Origin of the sequence: Alkalicoccobacillus gibsonii, from assembly GCF_016798245.1 — a bacterium.
Lineage (GTDB): Bacteria > Bacillota > Bacilli > Bacillales > Bacillaceae_D > Alkalicoccobacillus > Alkalicoccobacillus gibsonii.
Map to the genome: position 1 here is coordinate 16173 of NZ_JAEUZA010000004.1, position 14517 is coordinate 30689.

The 14517-nt window shown below is 39.7% G+C and carries 15 protein-coding genes; 10 read left to right on the top strand and 5 right to left on the bottom strand.

The features are described from left to right. Positions 1 to 76: 76 nt before the first annotated feature. The gene (locus JNO66_RS15180; protein ID WP_203089421.1) at positions 77 to 640 is read right to left on the bottom strand and encodes a GbsR/MarR family transcriptional regulator; all 564 of its coding nucleotides are present in this window, start codon (positions 638 to 640) and stop codon (positions 77 to 79) included. A 251-nt stretch (positions 641 to 891) separates the two neighbouring features. Between JNO66_RS15180 and JNO66_RS15185 the strand changes: the two genes are divergently transcribed. The 4 genes from JNO66_RS15185 (at position 892) to JNO66_RS15200 (ending at position 4568) form a co-directional block, all read left to right on the top strand. Continuing rightward, a complete protein-coding gene (locus JNO66_RS15185; protein ID WP_203089423.1) occupies positions 892 to 2109 on the top strand; it encodes a quaternary amine ABC transporter ATP-binding protein in 1218 nt (405 codons plus the stop codon). Further along, the gene (locus JNO66_RS15190) at positions 2078 to 2932 is read left to right on the top strand and encodes an ABC transporter permease (protein WP_203089424.1); all 855 of its coding nucleotides are present in this window, start codon (positions 2078 to 2080) and stop codon (positions 2930 to 2932) included. Before JNO66_RS15185 ends, JNO66_RS15190 begins: the two co-directional genes overlap by 32 nt. A gap of 51 nt (positions 2933 to 2983) precedes the next feature. After that, the gene (locus JNO66_RS15195; RefSeq protein WP_246483319.1) at positions 2984 to 3880 is read left to right on the top strand and encodes a glycine betaine ABC transporter substrate-binding protein; all 897 of its coding nucleotides are present in this window, start codon (positions 2984 to 2986) and stop codon (positions 3878 to 3880) included. Between the two features lie 76 nt (positions 3881 to 3956). Further along, a complete protein-coding gene (locus tag JNO66_RS15200) occupies positions 3957 to 4568 on the top strand; it encodes a restriction endonuclease (protein WP_203089425.1) in 612 nt (203 codons plus the stop codon). Positions 4569 to 4836: 268 nt separating this feature from the next. Here JNO66_RS15200 and JNO66_RS15205 read toward each other — a convergent pair whose 3' ends face one another. The 4 genes from JNO66_RS15205 to JNO66_RS15220 all read right to left on the bottom strand — a co-directional run bounded on the left by JNO66_RS15205 (position 4837) and on the right by JNO66_RS15220 (position 9269). Further along, complete coding sequence (locus JNO66_RS15205; RefSeq protein ID WP_203089426.1) at positions 4837 to 5508, bottom strand: deoxynucleoside kinase; 672 nt, start codon at positions 5506 to 5508, stop codon at positions 4837 to 4839. Positions 5509 to 5521: 13 nt separating this feature from the next. Further along, complete coding sequence (locus JNO66_RS15210; protein WP_203089427.1) at positions 5522 to 6145, bottom strand: deoxynucleoside kinase; 624 nt, start codon at positions 6143 to 6145, stop codon at positions 5522 to 5524. A 22-nt stretch (positions 6146 to 6167) separates the two neighbouring features. Beyond that, on the bottom strand, positions 6168 to 7721 hold the full coding sequence (locus tag JNO66_RS15215) for an ABC-F family ATP-binding cassette domain-containing protein (RefSeq protein WP_203089428.1): 1554 nt from the start codon (positions 7719 to 7721) through the stop codon (positions 6168 to 6170). Between the two features lie 102 nt (positions 7722 to 7823). After that, positions 7824 to 9269 (bottom strand): phospholipase D-like domain-containing protein, encoded by a 1446-nt coding sequence (locus JNO66_RS15220; protein ID WP_203089429.1) that lies wholly within the window; start codon positions 9267 to 9269, stop codon positions 7824 to 7826. A 232-nt stretch (positions 9270 to 9501) separates the two neighbouring features. On the opposite strand from JNO66_RS15220, the gene JNO66_RS15225 reads away from it, so the two are divergent. The 6 genes from JNO66_RS15225 to JNO66_RS15250 all read left to right on the top strand — a co-directional run bounded on the left by JNO66_RS15225 (position 9502) and on the right by JNO66_RS15250 (position 14476). Then, positions 9502 to 10680: a MalY/PatB family protein gene (locus tag JNO66_RS15225; protein ID WP_203089430.1), complete on the top strand. Its 1179-nt coding sequence runs from the start codon at positions 9502 to 9504 to the stop codon at positions 10678 to 10680. Between the two features lie 26 nt (positions 10681 to 10706). Continuing rightward, positions 10707 to 10862, top strand: a complete 156-nt coding sequence (sda, locus tag JNO66_RS15230) for a sporulation histidine kinase inhibitor Sda (RefSeq protein WP_203089431.1) — start codon at positions 10707 to 10709, stop codon at positions 10860 to 10862. A 468-nt stretch (positions 10863 to 11330) separates the two neighbouring features. Then, positions 11331 to 11822: a YwpF family protein gene (locus tag JNO66_RS15235; RefSeq protein WP_203089432.1), complete on the top strand. Its 492-nt coding sequence runs from the start codon at positions 11331 to 11333 to the stop codon at positions 11820 to 11822. A 120-nt stretch (positions 11823 to 11942) separates the two neighbouring features. After that, a complete protein-coding gene (locus JNO66_RS15240; RefSeq protein WP_273753569.1) occupies positions 11943 to 13154 on the top strand; it encodes an MFS transporter in 1212 nt (403 codons plus the stop codon). A gap of 64 nt (positions 13155 to 13218) precedes the next feature. Then, entirely contained in the window at positions 13219 to 13692 is a 474-nt protein-coding gene (gene ytkD, locus JNO66_RS15245; RefSeq protein ID WP_203089434.1) for an RNA deprotection pyrophosphohydrolase, read from the top strand. After that, a complete protein-coding gene (locus tag JNO66_RS15250; protein WP_203089435.1) occupies positions 13667 to 14476 on the top strand; it encodes an alpha/beta hydrolase family protein in 810 nt (269 codons plus the stop codon). The genes ytkD and JNO66_RS15250 overlap by 26 nt, the downstream gene beginning before the upstream one ends. Positions 14477 to 14517: the final 41 nt, after the last annotated feature.

Below are 14517 nucleotides of genomic sequence, written 5' to 3' on the forward strand. Positions count from 1 at the left end.
CGTATTAGAACAAATAAACGTTTGAAAAGAGAGAAATTCGGGTAAAGTAACGGAGTCAAAAGACTTAGTATGTGAATCATTCTAAAGACTTAGTTATTTTTTTGGGGATTAACTCAAAAATTTGACCGCTTTCAAATAGCTCCGTCACTTCTGAAAGCCAATTGTAATATTTCTCTGCTTGCTCTAGTGTGTGTAAATCTGCTTTTACGACAGTGTATTCAGTTGAGTTCAGCTCTTGATTCTGCTCTATATCTAATAACGTATCTCTCATTTGATGAACAGCTTGCAGGTTGTTTACAACAGATACCTTCCATCTTTTCACGAAAGTCGTTGAAAAAGACTTATACCAATCATCAACAGGCTGGTATAAATCCTTGCGTACACCCTTCTTCCAGGCTTTCTCAACCATATTTGCTTCTGATAGTATTCTCATACCTGTGCTCATACTCGTTTTGCTCATTCCAAGTGATTGGCTCATTTCATCAAGCGTCACCGGTTCATTTGCAAATAAAACAGTACCGTACAGACGTCCAACCGACTCGGAGATGCCATATAGATGCATATTCTGAGAAAGCTCCTGGATCAAATCTTCGCGTGCTTTTTCAATTTGATGACATGGGTTTTCTGTTTCTTTGACCAAGTTAAGCGACCTCCTTATGTCTCCTACTAAAGTGTAGCAAATTAAATAAGGAGGAAGAACTGTTATGTGAGCGATGATACGTGAGGAATAAGGAGGATATGTTAGCATTAACATCGTTAAAAGCGTACAGTTTAAACTGTACATAAAATATAATCAATTCGTCCATTATATGAAAATTGCTCAATTTTTTTTAAAACTGTATAGTTAAGAAGTTGAATATGACAGGACGATGACAAAGAGGTGAACAATCTGTGGCAAAAATCAAGGTAGAAGGTTTGACGAAGGTATTTGGAAAAAAACCTAAACGAGCCTTAGACTTACTAGCAAAGAAAAACAGTAAAGACGATATCCTAAAAGAAACAGGAATGACAGTAGGAGTAAACCAAGCAAATTTTGAAGTACATGATGGAGAAATCTTTGTCATTATGGGGTTGTCAGGTAGTGGTAAATCAACAATTGTGCGCTTGCTTAATCGACTCATTGAGCCGACTACAGGTAGCATTATGATTGATGGAGACGATCTTGCGAAGATGGATGATAAGAAGCTTCGGGAAGTTCGTCGAAAGAAAATGAGTATGGTCTTTCAAAAATTCGGATTGTTTCCAAATCGAACAATCCTTGAAAATGTAGAGTACGGACTTGAGGTTCAAGGAGTTCCTAAAGGAAAGAGACGTGAGACTGCAACAACCTCTCTAAACTTAGTTGGGCTAAAAGGGTACGAATCAAGCTATCCTAGTCAGCTTTCTGGTGGAATGCAGCAGCGTGTTGGACTTGCGAGAGCACTTGCGAATGATCCAGATGTTTTACTAATGGATGAAGCCTTTTCAGCGCTTGATCCACTTATTCGTAAAGACATGCAAGATGAATTACTAGATCTTCAAGAAACAATGCAGAAAACAATTATTTTTATTACGCATGATCTTGACGAAGCTCTTCGAATTGGTGATCGTATTATGATTATGAAAGATGGAGCGATTGTCCAAGTAGGCACACCTGAAGAAATCCTGCAGAAGCCTAAAAATGAGTATGTTGAGAAATTTGTCGAAGATGTGGATCGTTCAAAAGTATTTACGGCAGAAAACGTGATGATTCGACCTGAAACTGTAAATCTTGAGAAAGATGGACCACGTGTTGCTCTGCAACGCATGAAGGATGCTGGGATCTCAAGTATCTTTGTAACAAGACGAAACAAAGAGCTTGTAGGAATTGTACATGCGAAGGAAGTGGCTGATCTGATCAAGTCAGGTGAGTCATCGGTTGAATCGATTGTTAAGAATGATTTAACCAGAGTTACACCGGAAACCACTTTGGCTGATTTGTTTGAACAGGTTTCAACAAGTTCAGTACCACTCGCAGTAGTGGAAGAAAACAAATTAAGAGGAATTATCGTAAGAGGAGCCGTACTTGGAGCTCTGTCTGGAAGTGAGGTTGATTTTGATGGATACACTACCACGTCTACCACTATCTGATTGGATTGAGTGGATTGTTGATTGGATAAAAGGTTCTGATGCAATAGGTGTTGTTTTCTCAGGAATAAGAAATTTTATCAGTTTGTGTGTGGATGGTTTTGGTTGGGTTTTATCATTACCTCCATCTTGGGTATGGATCATTTTAATAACTGTAGGTACTTTCTTACTTCATAAACGAAAATGGGGTCTAGCTTTATTTGTTCTCATTGGTCTACTACTAATTGACAATCTTCAGTATTGGAGTCAAATGATTGATACGCTATCCCTTGTGTTAACTGCTGGACTTATTTCTATTATCATTGGAATTCCACTTGGTATCTGGATGGCTAAAAGTTCTATTGTAGAGAGTATTTTTAAACCTATTCTTGATTTCATGCAAACAATGCCGGCTTTTGTTTACTTAATTCCTGCAGTTGCTTTCTTTGGAATTGGAATGGTGCCTGGTGTAGTTGCATCTGTTATTTTTGCGATGCCACCAACAGTTCGATTAACAAATTTAGGAATTCGACAAGTATCTACAGAGCTTGTTGAAGCTGCTGATGCATTTGGATCTACTGGTTCTCAAAAGCTTATTAAAGTGGAGCTGCCTATGGCAAAAGGTACAATCATGGCTGGTGTAAACCAAAGTATTATGCTTGCTCTATCAATGGTAGTTATTGCTGCAATGATTGGTGCACGTGGACTAGGACAATCCGTTTATACGGCTGTTGGTCAGAATAATGTAGGGGTAGGTTTTGAAGCTGGTATTGCTATCGTAATTGTTGCGATTATCTTAGATAGACTGACTCAAGTGTTCAACAAGAACATTGAACAAGGGCATTAATCAATTTTACGATTGGTTAAAATATATAAAGATAAAAGGAGAGGTTCAATTATGAAAATGAATACGAAGAAAATGGGACTTGCTATTGGGTTAACTTCAATCCTTGCGCTTGCAGCTTGTGGTGATAACAACGATGGTGCAGAAACAAGTAATGAAACTTCAGGTAATGATGGATCAGGCTTGAATGAAATCACTGGTATTGACGGTGGTGCTGGCGTAATGAGTGCTGCTCAAAACGCTATTGACACATATGGGTTAGATCTAGCTCTTCAAGCGAGTTCAGGTGCTGCAATGACAGAAGCGCTTGGTAATGCAATTGATAATGAAGAGCCAATTGTTGTAACGGGTTGGACACCACATTGGATGTTTACGACATATGATTTAAAATATCTTGATGATCCAGAAAATGTATTCGGAGAAGAAGAAAGTATTCATACATTTACGCGTGATGGTCTAGCGGAGGATGCTCCAGAGGCAAATACCGTATTAGATAACTTCTACTGGTCAGAAGATGATATGGGTGAAGTGATGCTTGATATACAAGAAGGAACAGACCCTGAAGAAGCAGCTGCCAAATGGGTTGAATCTCATCAAGATCAAGTGGATGAGTGGACTGACGGAGTAAGCGAAGTTGACGGAGATAGCATTTCTCTTGCATACGTATCTTGGGATTCAGAAATTGCTTCTACAAATGTTGTCAAAAACGTTCTAGAATCAATTGGGTATAATGTTGAAATCAACTCTATGGAAAGTGCATTTATGTGGGCAGGAATTGCAAATGGTGAACAAGATGCAATGGTTGCTGGTTGGTTACCACTAACTCACCAAGAGTACTTTGAAGATTACGAGGACCAAGTGGTAGATCTTGGTGTAAACTTCGAAGGTGCAAAAACAGGTCTAGTTGTACCTGAATACATGGACATTGATTCAATTGAAGATTTGAAATAAGGTAGAAAAGCTTTATACTAAAGAGTGCTAGCCCAAGGGCTATGCACTCTTTTTTTATAGGGAAGGAATTTTAAAGATGTTTGAAGTTAATAGCTCGTGGGCACTTATTATTGGGTTACTATTTGTAGGTGGACTGTTGTGGTTAATCCTGCGTCTAAAAAAGCGTAAGCGGTATGACGTTGCTAAAATCACAATGAAAGACATTGATCAGATGTCAGGACATGATTTTGAAGATTATTTATTAGTGCTTTTTACGGCCATTGGCTATGAAACATTTATCACTAAAAAAAGCCGAGATTATGGGGCTGATCTTGTATTTATGAATGAACAGGAACAGAAGGTAATTGTACAAGCCAAACGCTATCAAGCCAAGCTCGGGCTCACCTCTGTACAAGAAATACATGCAGCCAAGTCTTTTTACCAAGCTGATGCTGCGCTTGTGATCACGTCTGCAGAAGATGTAACTGACTCTTGCTGGAACTTAGCTGGAGCCACAAACGTCAGCTTTCTAATGAGAGAAGAGTTGGAGGAATTAATAAAGCTATGTAAGCAAGGAAAGATGGAAAAGGCGAGAAGCATTGTCGAAGAACCCGTGCGACCTGAATCTCCTTCAAATCAAGGAAGTCTCGAACCTGTAAAACACTCCCGCAACCGAATTGTAGCGGGGGAGTATTTTTTTAAGAGATAGTAGCGATATCAACGAAGAGAGAGCGATATCAACGAAGAGAGAGTGGAATCGACGAAGAGAGAGCGATATCAACGAAGAGAGAGCGGAATCGACGAAGAGAGCTCGGAATCGACGAAGAGAGCTCGAAAATCGACGAAGAGAGAGCAGAATCAACGAAGAGAGCTCAGAATCAACGAAGAGAGCTCGGAATCGACGAAGAGAGCTCAGAATCAACAAACAATTACGATCATACAAAGCCCCCTCCATCATGGAGGGGGCTCATCTTCGTTTATTCTGGAATTAATGCGCCAGGACGGCTCATTTTATCACCGATTTTTTTGATGATCGGCTCGAGAGTTTGATCATCGTTCAATAGATCATATTCGTTGATATTGATTTTTAAGACAGGGCATGCGTCAAACTCGGCAATCCATTTTTGGTAGCGATCGTACATCTCTTCCCAATAGGAGAGTGGAGTTTGTTTTTCCATTTCGCGGCCACGTAGCTGGATGCGATCGACGATGTCTTGGAAGCTACCATCTAAGTAAATAAGCAGATTCGGGTGTGGGAAATAAGGTGTCATGACCATGGCATCAAATAAGCTTTTATACGTAGAGTAATCAACGGCAGACATCGTACCTTTGTCTGCGTGCATTTTGGCGAATATTCCTGTGTCTTCATAGATGGAACGATCCTGAATAAAGTTCCCGCCAGCTTCAAACATTGCTTTTTGCTCTTTAAAACGTTCAGCTAAAAAGTAAATTTGAAGGTGGAAGCTCCAACGCTCAAAGTCCGCGTAAAATTTATCTAGGTACGGGTTATCGTCTACTTGTTCATAGGATGTGCGGAAACCAAGCTCGCTTGCTAGTGCTTTGGTTAATGTTGACTTACCAACACCAACGGTTCCGGCTACTGTAATTAAGGCATGATCTGGAATATTATATTTTTCTCGTAGGTTCAATTTCATAATCTCCTTAAGATGTAATCTCGCGAATGAGATTGAAAATGTGTTCTAGGTCTTTTGAATTTTCTACATAGTCGTATTGATCTCCATCGATTTTAATAATCGGGACATGCGGGTACATCGCTGCCATTTGCGAAATGGCTTCTTCATAATCAGTAATGAGCTGACTTAAATAGTCTGGATCAATTTGTTGCTCGATGCTTCGACCTCGTTGATTTATACGTTTTAATAAAGTAGGTAGGCTTGCATGGATATAAACGATAACGGATGGCTCTGGTACTTCCTCCGTTAAAATATCATAGATGCGAACATATTTGTCCAGCTGGTGCGTAGGCAATGTTCGTCTAGCAAAAATCAAATTCTTAAAGACGTGATAATCGGCAACTACCGGTATGCCGAGATCGAGCTTTTCCTGTGTGTCTTCAAGCTGTTTGTATCGATTACATAGAAAAAACATTTCAGTTTGAAAGCTCCATTCCTCGATATTCTCATAGAACTTACCGAGGAATGGGTTTTCTTCAACGATTTCAGTGAGACTGGCATATGAAAATTCAGCTGCCAACAGTTTTGTGAGTGTGGTTTTTCCCACTCCAATAGGACCTTCAACCACAATAAACGGTGTTTGTTCTGACATGTTCATCCCCTACATTTTGACCTTAAATCACTTTTGTTGTCCACTCTTCACAGTTCCAAACCTCTGTTACGAGACCATCGTAAAATTCAGGTTCGTGACAGATGAGTAAGACGGTTCCCTTATATTCTTGTAAGGCTCTCTTTAATTCGGCCTTGGCATCCACATCTAAATGGTTGGTTGGCTCATCGAGAACGAGTATATTTGTTTTGTTGTTCATCAGCTTACATAGTCTAACTTTTGCTTTTTCTCCACCACTCAGCACCATGATCTTACTTTCAATGTGTTTAGTGGTTAGGCCACATCTAGCGAGAGCAGAGCGAACTTCTTGCTGAGTAAATGAAGGAAAAGTATCCCAGATTTCTTCAATGCATGTTTTGTTTGAATCCTTAACCTCTTGTTCAAAATAACCAATCTCTTGATAATCTCCTTTAATCACTTGACCTTCTAGCGGATTGATTAATCCGAGTAAGCTCTTAAGAAGTGTGGTTTTCCCTATCCCATTGGCCCCTGTTAAGGCGATTTTTGAATTTCGGATAAGCTCCAGATTTAATGGTTTTGTTAAAGGTTCATCATAGCCAATGACTAAGTCTTTTGCTTCAAATACATATTTGGAAGGAGTTCTAGCTGTATGAAAATGAAAGTCAGGTTTTGGCTTGTCTTTGGCAAGCTCAATGACATCCATCTTATCTAATTTTTTCTGACGAGACATGGCCATATTACGAGTAGATACACGCGCTTTGTTTCTAGCAACAAAGTCTTTCAGCTGCGAAATTTCTTGCTGTTGACGTTTAAACGCTGCTTCTAGCTGCTGTTTCTTCATTTCATGTACTTCTAGGAAGTGATCATAGTCACCAACATAGCGGTTTAATTCTTGATTTTCCATATGATAAATGAGGTTAACAACTCGATTTAGAAATGGAATGTCGTGCGAAATCAGCACAAAGGCGTTCTCATACTCTTGTAAGTATCTCGTTAGCCAATTAATGTGTTGCTCGTCAAGATAGTTTGTAGGCTCGTCCAGAAGCAGAATGTCTGGCTTTTCAAGAAGAAGTTTGGCTAGAAGGACCTTGGTTCGTTGGCCTCCACTTAGATCGGTTACATCTTTATCTAGGCCGATTTCATCAAGACCAAGTCCACGCGCAATTTCTTCAACTTTTGAATCAACCACATAAAAATCATTCGTTGTAAGTGTATCCTGTATAACACCTACGTCCTCTAACAATTTTTCTAATTCGTCTGGATCTACGTCACCCATTTTATCGTATAGACTATTCATTTCGGCTTCCATGTTAAATAAATATTGAAACGCGCTTTTTAACACGTCGCGCATCGTCTGACCTTTTTGCAGTGTTGTGTGCTGATCAAGATAACCAACACGAACATTTTTAGACCATTCCACTTTTCCTTCATCCGGCATTAGCTTCCCGGTAATGATGTTCATGAAGGTGGATTTTCCTTCTCCGTTTGCACCAATTAATCCGATATGCTCTCCTTTTAAGAGTCGAAATGAAACATCTTGAAAAATGGCACGGTCTCCGAATCCGTGACTTAATTTACTTACTGATAACACGCTCATCTTTTAACACCCTTCTTTGCTAATCTCTACGCTTCAGTTTATCACACTCAGTTCAAGATGTCAGAGGACCAATTGAAGGAAGAGGGAATGAATGATGTGATATTAAAAAGTAGAGAGGTTTGTCCATTTCTGAATCGTGAAAATACCTCTAAGCCATAGAGAATCATCCGCATAGGTTTCGTAGTCAGAGGTATAGATGGCGCCATCATTCGACCATATCCGGTTAAAGTATACACGTGTCTCGTTCATGATTTCCGCATCCTGTGGACCGGTCAAATAAATGTTCGTCTCAAGGTTTAAATCATCAAGATTTCTACGTGTGAAATTGGCTGAGCCACTAAGTAACTGAGAACCCTTTGAGGAATCTAAAAAGAGAATCTTAGGATGATACTGTTCCTTATTCGTTTCATACCAACGTATCTCAAGATGATCTTCCGCTTCCTTCATTAACCTGGCTGCCACTGGCTTGTTGGGTAAGCCTATTTTTTTGTTTCCAAAGGATTCGACGTTTTGGTCTAACACAATATGAACGGCCACTTGATTGTTTGCGGCTTCTATCAATGCGTCAACTATGCTTTGTTCTGATAAATAGAGAAGTCCAATCCAGATTGTATCGCCAGTCGCTGCCTCATTTATCATAGAAAGCGCACGGTCTTTTATTGGACGTTCTGTTAGGATTTCACCATACACATCTGTTTCTGTTTCATCAGCTGAGGAGTCAAGCGTTGGAGCTTCGATCATTGCATTTGCTGAATATCGTGCAACAGCCTCTTCTGTTTTAAGTAAGTCCTCTAAAAGCTCTCCTTTAAAGGCAATGGCTACATTATTATGTAAAGCACTTGCATCGTGAGGATTTCCAGAACTAATTAAAGCCTCTTGATCGGTTAACATGATCTTACGATGATTGGCCTTACCATTTAATGAAGTGAGGTAGGAATGAAGATTCGCATCTTTCCCGTTTGAGCCTAATACGTTAGGGAGTCCACCAATGTTACCTACTGTATCCCATCTAAGAAACAGTTTGTAGAAGGCGGAATAGAGCGGATTGGAATCACGTAATGAGTCAAGGTCACTAATAATCACGGGAATATCAGCTTCTTCTAGCTGTTGCAGGTGATCAGGGACATTCGCTCCGTACATTGTATTAATCGGATCTGTAATGACTGTGATGGCAAGATCAGGATCTTCCTGTTTCCTTTGGATAAGCGCTTGGGTCATATCCTCCGCAAGTGCCGGGAAGCTCTCATCCTCACCATATATACTGTTAAATAAAAACATATCGAATACAACAAATCCTTCTGCTTGCTGAATCATTTCCTTAACGTAATCAAAGATTTCCTGTTCAAAGACTTGATTGTTGTTTTGTGTAAAGGACAAATCAGAGAGGAATGTGGGACTTGTGACCGGTTTTAAGTCGCTTTGATACGAGAGGTCGTTATCCGGCAGTGGACGATTTACACCATAAATGATCGTACTAACATAGAGAATGATAAACACGATGGGGAGAATAAGTAATAGATGTCGTTTAGTAAGAGAAGATCGTTTCATGGCCTGCTCCTTTTTATATAATCTGAACTTACAATACCTTAATTTTGTAAGTCTTAAACAATTGATTTTTATTAGATAGAGTGTGTAGAATAAAGAATAATTAACCAATTACCGAATTTCGTCGAACGAAAGCTTCAAAATTCTTAAAGGAATTATAAAAAGGATATCGAAATTATCAAACGGATTGTTCTAACAATGCGCCGCTTTGTTAGACAGATGAAGGAGTGTCAGGATGAGTCAATTTGATCAAGTGTTTGAACGAAAAGGTACAAATTCTCTAAAATGGGATGGGTTACAAAGTCGTTATGGAGCAAGTGATTTGCTTCCTATGTGGGTTGCTGATATGGATTTTAAAGCACCACAGCCTGTTCTAGATGCCCTACATAAACGTGTAGAGCAAGGCATATTTGGTTATATGACACCTTCTTCAACTGTTGACGAAGCGATTGTTCGTTGGACAGACCGAAGATATGACTGGCAGATTGATTCCCACTCAATCGTTCATACGGTTGGAATTGTTCCGTCTATTAGCAATCTGATAAAGGTTTTTACTGAGCCGGGTGAAGAGGTCGTGATCCAAACACCCGTTTATTATCCGTTTTATGATGTGATTACAAGTAATGACCGAACGATTGTTAGAAATCCTCTGTTGCAAAGAGATGATGGACAGTTTGAAATGGACCTAGATCAACTAGAGCAGTCGATCTCAGAAAAAACAAAAATGCTGGTTTTCTGTCACCCACACAATCCTGGAGGTCGAGTCTGGACAAGGTCCGAGCTTGAGGCATTAGCTGCTCTTTGTAAAAAGCACGACTTACTAGTGGTGTCTGATGAGATTCATGCCGACTTATTGTTTGACGGATACAAGCATATCCCGTTGGCATCAATTAATGAGGATATGGCTGCGCGGACATTCACCTGTCTTGCTCCTACAAAAACGTTTAATTTAGCTGGCATTATTGCATCTTATCTTGTCATCCAACATAAGAAAAGAAGACTTGATTTTAAAAAGTATCTTGAATCTACCTATATGAATGGTCAAAATTCGTTTGCTGGTATTGCAACGGAAGTGGCTTACAACGAAGGAGAAGAATGGCTTCATGAGCTGATGCAATATGTTCAAGCTAATTACCGTTTTGTACAAGACTTTATTGACAAGCATATGTCGAAGATCAAAGTCATTAAACCACAAGGGACGTACTTGCTTTGGCTTGACTTTAGGGATGTGCCGCTTGAGGCAGAAGAGCGCAAGAAATGGCTAGTTGAGAAAGCAAAAATAGCATTAAACCATGGTCCAATGTTTGGGGCTGAAGGTCAACATTATGAGAGACTTAATTTGGCATGTCCAAGAGAGACGCTTCAGAAGGGACTTACTCAATTAAAAGAAGCGTATGAGCAAGACCAATTCTAAAAATAGGAGTGTGTGTCGGAGAGCTGATGAAAAATTTAAATAACGATATGTTAGTGGAGGCGTATGTAAAGGCGAAGGAGCTTCGCTTGAACGAAGACTTTATTATGCTTTTACAAAAAGAGCTAGAACAACGTGATTTACAGCATAAAGTAGATTCACATTTTGCGACTCCGACGATTTAGACGAAGAGAAATCTAAACATAGTTCATAAGACGCTGTAAATGAATTGTTGAAAATTCAAGATTTAAGTCATATCGTCCACATTTATGAATAAGTTGATGGAAAGGATGGCGTATGAAAGTCGCGATGCTTAAAGTTTACGTTCTAATAGAAATGGGGCATGTAAAGTGACATGTAAAAATTTATATGAAGAGTTGGTTGAAGACTGCAGAGCAAAACTTGGACGCGAGTTGACACCTGAAGAGGATAATTTTGTTAAATGGATGGAACAACAGCAGACTGAATCACTCTATAGAAACGTAAAAACTTCATAAATGACGTGATGACAAGACGTGTTTGAATGGAGGCAATAAAGGGGTACATAATTGGTACTCCTTTATTGCCTTTTCATATGGATTCGATTTACTTACAATGTCCACTATGGTTAAATAAGAGGTGAGAGTAATGTTTAGTGGGAGGTGTCAGTCATTATGAAGACCTTTAAGCTTCATGCACTTTATCTTTTAGCAGGAGACAATGAATCCATAAGACAAGAATCGATTCCATTAAAAGATGGTCTCATTATTAGTATGGAAAATAAGGAGCGAACGTGGTTTATTGACGCTGTTGTGTCCGAAGAGGATATGCACTTCTTTGAAGGTGAACAAAAGGCTAATCGCCATGTGTTTCTTAATGTGATCATTACGAGCAAAGACAACCATCCAGCGGCCATGATTACAAGCATCGAATCCATTAAGGAATTAAGTGATGGGTACAGCATTATTTTTAAAGGAAGAATCGTGCTAGGACGTGACGATGTGCTTGAAGATGTGTTGGAGGAACTGTTAACAGATGGTCATTCAACAGAAAGTCTTCTCGAGCGCTTTAAACAACGAACCGAGAATTTAGAATCATATTCAGAAAAAACGTTAAATGAAGTGTATAAAGATTTAAAGGAAAGTGGAAATTACGTTTTATTATAATCATATATGTACTAAAGAAGCGAGAGACCATGGTCTTATCGCTTCTTTTTTTGATCGTGTATAGATATGTGGGATCGCCTCATACTAAGAGTCGGAGTATGTAAAAAAGGAGGAGAATGTGTGCAGAATAAAAGCATATGGGGAATCATTTCGATCTCATCAATTCCGCTCGTTATGACGCTTGGTAATTCAATGCTTATTCCAGTTCTACCAACGATAGAAAAAGAACTTGGGATTAGTTCGGTACAGGCAAGTTTGTTGATTACCGTTTATTCGATTGTTGCTATTATTTTTATTCCACTTGCAGGATATTTATCTGATCATATTGGGCGAAAACAAGTCATCATTCCGAGCCTTATCCTTGCTGGACTCGGTGGTGCATTGGCTGGATTTGCTGCCTGGAAGTTTGATTCTGCATACAGTTGGATTCTCATTGGCAGACTTCTACAAGGAATTGGAGCTGCAGGAGCTGCACCGATCGCCTTTCCTTTAGTCGGAGACATATTTACTTCAGAAAAAGAGGTTAGTTCCGGACTAGGACTTGTAGAAACATCTAATACATTCGGTAAAGTCATCAGCCCAATCCTTGGCGCGCTATTAGCTTCGTTTGTCTGGTTTCTCCCGTTTTTCTCTTTTCCGGTATTCTGTTTCATTTCCATTGTTATGCTTCTGCTCCTTGTACACGTACCAAAGCAAAAGGATAAGCCATTAGCCTTTAAGCCCTTTGTGAAATCAATTAAGAAGACTTTTAAACGTGAGGGGAAATGGTTATTTGTTGTCTTTTTTGTAGGCGGTTTGTGTATGTATTTAATCTTCGGATTGTTATTTTATTTATCAACTAGCCTTGAAAAAGACTATGGCATTCATGACTTAAAGAAAGGATTTGTACTCGCATTTCCACTAGCTGCCTTATGCTTTGCGTCATACGTAACCGGTAAACTTATCGGACAAGATAAATTGTTAATGAAGTGGTATACCGTTGGAGGACTAGCCCTTGTAACAGGTTCGACTTTATGGATCGCATTTTCAGATAACATCTATGTGCTACTCGCAGCTTTGTTTTTAGCAGGTCTTGGAATAGGAGCAGCTCTACCTAGTTTAGATGCATTTGTTACGGAAGGAATTGAACAAAAGCAAAGGGGCTCAATCACTTCATTATATAGCAGCATGAGATTTGTTGGAGTGGCGATGGGTCCTCCAATTTTTGCTGCGTTATTAGAAGTAAATCACTTTCTTCTTTTTTCTCTACATGCATTGTTAAGCTGTATTGCACTTGTTCTAACGTTCCTTTTGCTCAAGCCAGAGAAGTCAGTTAAAGGCTCATGGAGTTAACGTTGGACGCATATTAACAGAAAAGGTATACTGCTAAAAAAAGCAGAGGGAGTCAACTACGATTATGCATACCTTTCTGGATGTTTATCAAAGAACTGTCTATCTCTCGTTCGCAAAAGCTCCCTTTTCCGACTCGCCTAGGCATGTGTGGGTCATTTGCCGTTTTCAGGATCAGTGGTTATTAACAAATCACAAAAAAAGAGGTCTTGAGTTTCCAGGTGGTAAGATTGAGCCTGGTGAGCGGGCAGAGGATGCAGCGAAACGAGAAGTGTTAGAAGAGACGGGCGCTGTCGTTTCAAACCTGTATTACCTAGGACAGTATACGGTACCTGATTTAGACATCTGTAAGAATGTTTACATGGCTACAATCTATGAATTAAATCAGAGCGATCATTATTATGAAACAAACGGACCGGTCTTGGTGGATGAGTTACCAAGTGATATTGGAGAGCATGAAGAATATAGCTTTATCATGAAAGATAATGTGCTAAAAAATTGTCTCCAATACATACATGACCGTCAATTTGAGTGGGTGTGATCCATTGGATAGAATTATTGATAAACAAAGAGTACCTTCACCACATCCGGATATACATCTATACATTCTGACCTATTGGAGTGAGGGGTATAAGGTAAAAGGCTATTTAGCTGAGCCTATTTGGAGCAAGTCTTTACCTGGTCTTTTGTACCTTCGGGGTGGGATCAAAAATGTAGGAATGGTTCGTATTCAACGATTAATTCAGTGGGCATCTGAAGGATTTATTGTCTTTGGTCCTTTTTACCGAGGAAATAAAGGAGGAGAAGGCAACGAAGACTTTGGAGGTCAAGACCGGTTAGATGCGGTGCATGCGGTAGATGTACTAAAAGAGAATGAACGATTTGATCAAGAACAGGGCATTCATGCGATTGGTTTCTCAAGAGGCGGTGTCATGGCGCTTTGGGCTGCTATTCACCGGAAAGAAATAAAAAGCATCATCAGTTGGAGTGGCGTGACTGACATGTTTTTAACGTATCGTGAACGAGTGGATCTAAGGCGAATGATGAAACGTGTCATCGGAGGAACTCCTACTAAATATCCGGAGCGTTATGATTTTCGAACTCCGTTGAATCAGTTGAAGGACATCCATGGATCTGTGCTCATTATTCATGGGGAGTTAGATGAGCATGTATCCATTGAACATGCGTATCAGCTGGAAACCTTGCTCGAGAAAGAAAATAAGCATGTGGAAAGCTGGTATTTTAAAACATTTAGTCACCAATTTCCGATTCGCCAGCAGCAAGTGATCCTGCAAGAAGCAGCAAAATGGATGAAGCGACAATAATGTACAAAGAGAAGAGCCTCCCACATAAGGGAGCTCTTCTT

Bases quoted from the DNA above. Each gene is read 5' to 3' on its own strand.
- JNO66_RS15190 (WP_203089424.1), top strand. From the start codon at position 2,078: ATGGATACACTACCACGTCTACCACTATCTGATTGGATTGAGTGGATT.
- JNO66_RS15195 (WP_246483319.1), top strand. From the start codon at position 2,984: ATGAAAATGAATACGAAGAAAATGGGACTTGCTATTGGGTTAACTTCA.
- JNO66_RS15200 (WP_203089425.1), top strand. From the start codon at position 3,957: ATGTTTGAAGTTAATAGCTCGTGGGCACTTATTATTGGGTTACTATTT.
- JNO66_RS15210 (WP_203089427.1), bottom strand. From the start codon at position 6,145: ATGTCAGAACAAACACCGTTTATTGTGGTTGAAGGTCCTATTGGAGTG.
- JNO66_RS15215 (WP_203089428.1), bottom strand. From the start codon at position 7,721: ATGAGCGTGTTATCAGTAAGTAAATTAAGTCACGGATTCGGAGACCGT.
- JNO66_RS15220 (WP_203089429.1), bottom strand. From the start codon at position 9,269: ATGAAACGATCTTCTCTTACTAAACGACATCTATTACTTATTCTCCCC.
- JNO66_RS15225 (WP_203089430.1), top strand. From the start codon at position 9,502: ATGAGTCAATTTGATCAAGTGTTTGAACGAAAAGGTACAAATTCTCTA.
- sda (WP_203089431.1), top strand. From the start codon at position 10,707: ATGAAAAATTTAAATAACGATATGTTAGTGGAGGCGTATGTAAAGGCG.
- JNO66_RS15235 (WP_203089432.1), top strand. From the start codon at position 11,331: ATGAAGACCTTTAAGCTTCATGCACTTTATCTTTTAGCAGGAGACAAT.
- ytkD (WP_203089434.1), top strand. From the start codon at position 13,219: ATGCATACCTTTCTGGATGTTTATCAAAGAACTGTCTATCTCTCGTTC.
- JNO66_RS15250 (WP_203089435.1), top strand. From the start codon at position 13,667: ATGACCGTCAATTTGAGTGGGTGTGATCCATTGGATAGAATTATTGAT.